Consider the following 2526-nt stretch of genomic DNA (forward strand, 5'->3'; position numbering starts at 1 on the left):
GTATTTCGCGGTGCGCTTGTTGGCGCGTTCGCGCGCGGCGGCCAGCGCGTCCGCCCATTCGGTGGCGTCGTAGTCGCCGCGACCGACCCAGGCCAACGCGATCAGCTCGGCTGCTTCATCGACATTGAGGTCGTTGATCAGCTCGCGCAGCTCTTCTTCGGTCAGGTTCTCGGAGCTTTCCTCGGCAAGGCCGTCATGGTGATGGTTGACATGGGACTCGCCGTCGAGTTCGACCTCGTGCTCGGCGCCATCGGCATAGTCTTCATTGACGGCCGCACTCAGTGCCTTGGCCTTGAGGATGAACAGGCGCACCGTGTCGGGGCCGATCGAAAGCTCCCAGTCCTTTTCAAGCCGCCGCTGCAAGGGCCGTCTCCCTCAGGTCGTTTGCCGGATGATAGCGGATTCGCGGCATCCGTCACCTGATGTTCTCCCGCCCGCAATTTTCCGGGATGAAACGCAAGCCGACCGGCGTTAGTATTGCATTCTCACCCCTCCAGGAGGTTTCGATGCATAAAAGAGTGCTGATCCAGGCGGCGAGCGCATTGCTCGTTCTACAGTTCCTTGCCGTTCCGGTGTTCGCCGCGGGCAGCGGGGGCAGCGGCGGTGACGAAACCGTCACCCAGTGCAAGAAGGGCCAGGTCTGGGACAAGAAGAAGAAAAAGTGCGTCGCGCCCCAGGAAGGCATGCTCGACGACGACAGCATCTATGATGCAGGCCACGCGCTGGCGATGGCCGGGCGCTATGACGAGGCGATTGCCGTGCTCAGCCTCGCCGCCAACAAGCAGGATCCGCGCATCCTCAACTATCTCGGCTATTCGCACCGCCATTCCGGCCGCGTCACCGTCGGCCTCGGCTATTACGAGGAAGCGCTGCGCATCGATCCGAACTACACGCTGGTGCGCGAATATCTCGGCGAAGCGCATCTGCAGATCGGCGATCTGGCCGGCGCCCAGCAGCAGTTGATGGAAATCGAGAAGCGGACCGGCAAGGGTTCGCGTGAATATGGCATGCTGGCCGAGCAGATCGACCATTTCATGAGAAGCTGAAAAGATCCCAGGGCTCTTCCAAGCGGCCGCGAGCGATCGCGGCCGTTTTTTGTTGCCCCCGGTCTCATTCATCGCCCCGGACTGATGAAAACGGGGATGATTTTAGCAAAACCGATTTTTGGGCGTGAAAAACCCGCTGACATTGCTATATTCAGGGAAATTGCGGTGAAACGGTTCCGTAAGCTCGAGGCTGCCGGACCCGTTTTCTTTTTGTACCCATCGACAAGGCTTTCCCCGATACGCGGGGGTGGCAGCAGGAAAGGCAGGCATCATGAACAAGGTCCCGATGACAGGCGAGGGGTTCGCGTCATTGAAGGAAGAACTGCGCTGGCGCCAGCAGGAAGAGCGGCCGCGCATCATCGAGGCGATCTCCGAAGCGCGCTCGCATGGCGACCTGTCCGAAAATGCCGAATATCATGCCGCCAAAGAGGCGCAGAGCCTCAACGAGGGCCGCGTCAACGAGCTTGAAGATTATATTGCGCGCGCCGAGGTGATCGACGTCAGCAAGCTCAGCGGCGACAAGATCAAGTTCGGCGCCACCGTGGTGCTGGTCGACGAGGACACCGAGGAAAAGAAGACCTACCGGATCGTCGGCGACCAGGAGGCGGACGTGAAGTCCGGCCGCATCTCGATCTCCTCGCCGATCGCGCGTGCGCTCATCGGCAAGGAAGTCGGCGACGCCATCGAGGTCAACGCGCCTGGCGGCGCCAGGGGGTATGAGATCGTCCAGGTGCAGTTCATCTAGGACCTTTGATAATTCTACTCTGGCGGCCGACTACAGCGCCGCGCGTCCTCTCGGACGCGCAAAGGACGCTGTAGGATTTTCAGTTAGCGCATGATCCCTTTCCGAAAATCAATTACGATTTTCGGGGGCATGCGCGGGCGGTTTTCTGCGCTTCCGGTGCTCACGTACTTTAAGTACGCGCCGCTCCGGTTCTCGAAGAACCACGCTATTCGACTCGCCAGAGCGAATTCTGAAAGGTCCTATGCCGGCGCTTGTAGTTTAAGTGCCAATAGCTTTTCTGCTTCCGCCACTACCTGCACCGGCACAACACGCCCCCCATGCGAGGCCAGCAGTGTCGATGCGTAGCGTCCGCGCGGGCCGGTCAGACCCGGCTCTGTTGCCAGGAAAATTGCGACCGTCGGCAGGCCAAAGGCACTGGCAAGATGGGTCAGCCCGGTGTCGGCGCCGATAACCAGCGTCGAGCCGCCGATAGTCGCGGCGATTTCGGACAGCGGCGATTTCGGTACCACGATCGTTGACGGCACGGCGCCTGCGATTGCCTCGGCCACGGTTTTCTCACGCTCGTTCGACCAGGTCGTGACCGGCGTCATCCCCCGCTCAATCAGGAGGTGGGCGGTTCCGATCCAGTCTTCGGCCGGCCATTTCTTGTCTTCGCGGCTGGTTCCGTGCAGCAGGAAGGCGGTTTTTCCAGAAGTGCCCGCCAGGGTGCCGGCGGGCGGCACGATGCCGGAGTCC

Annotated in this window: 4 protein-coding genes; 2 read left to right on the forward strand and 2 right to left on the reverse strand. The window is 61.1% G+C overall.

Annotated features, from left to right (window positions below; genetic code table 11):
- Positions 1-363 (reverse strand): DUF3775 domain-containing protein (locus tag EN884_RS32725; protein WP_128360999.1); only part of this gene is annotated, 363 nt, incomplete at its 3' end.
- 143 nt (positions 364-506) lie between these two features.
- Here EN884_RS32725 and EN884_RS32730 point away from each other — a divergent pair.
- Entirely contained in the window at positions 507-1046 is a 540-nt protein-coding gene (locus tag EN884_RS32730) for a tetratricopeptide repeat protein (RefSeq protein ID WP_063168815.1), read from the forward strand.
- 271 nt (positions 1047-1317) lie between these two features.
- Entirely contained in the window at positions 1318-1791 is a 474-nt protein-coding gene (gene greA / locus EN884_RS32735) for a transcription elongation factor GreA (protein ID WP_013530066.1), read from the forward strand.
- 239 nt (positions 1792-2030) lie between these two features.
- On the opposite strand, the gene EN884_RS32740 is transcribed toward greA, so the two are convergent.
- On the reverse strand, positions 2031-2526 hold a 496-nt coding region (locus EN884_RS32740), incomplete at its 5' end, for a glycosyltransferase family 9 protein (RefSeq protein WP_281034862.1).

It is taken from the genome of Mesorhizobium sp. M7A.F.Ca.AU.001.01.1.1 (genome assembly GCF_004022735.1).
GTDB classification, from domain to species: Bacteria; Pseudomonadota; Alphaproteobacteria; order Rhizobiales; family Rhizobiaceae; genus Mesorhizobium; species Mesorhizobium ciceri.

Coding starts and splice junctions, on each gene's coding strand:
- EN884_RS32730 (WP_063168815.1), top strand. CDS start 507: ATGCATAAAAGAGTGCTGATCCAGGCGGCGAGCGCATTGCTCGTTCTA.
- greA (WP_013530066.1), top strand. CDS start 1,318: ATGAACAAGGTCCCGATGACAGGCGAGGGGTTCGCGTCATTGAAGGAA.